Source organism: uncultured Duncaniella sp. (assembly GCF_910578445.1).
In the GTDB taxonomy this organism is placed as follows: domain Bacteria; phylum Bacteroidota; class Bacteroidia; order Bacteroidales; family Muribaculaceae; genus Duncaniella.
Genome location: NZ_CAJTQC010000072.1, coordinates 277 through 511, shown reverse-complemented (window position 1 = coordinate 511; position 235 = coordinate 277). Strand labels below are relative to the sequence as shown.

Below are 235 nucleotides of genomic sequence, written 5' to 3'. Positions count from 1 at the left end.
ACGACTTGCTGATTATTGCGAACCAGCTTCCGTAGTTGTCGGCGTTGCCGTCAAGGTGCTCGTTGATGATGTGCTCAACGAAGCTGCTGACGCTGTAGCCCGAACCGCCGAAGATGCGGGCAATTTTGTCCACGCGCTCAAACGTGTCATTGCTGATTGCCACCTGATGCTTGTTGTCCTTTCCGAGTTTAATCGGGGCGAAGAAAGCAGTGCGGTAATCTTCGAGGTCGAGCTT

1 protein-coding gene is annotated in these 235 nt (G+C 53.2%); it reads right to left on the bottom strand.

Annotated features, from left to right (window positions below; all coding sequences use genetic code 11):
- Nucleotides 1–235 (bottom strand): DUF3408 domain-containing protein (locus QZ311_RS12365; protein WP_297068530.1); only part of this gene is annotated, 235 nt, incomplete at both ends.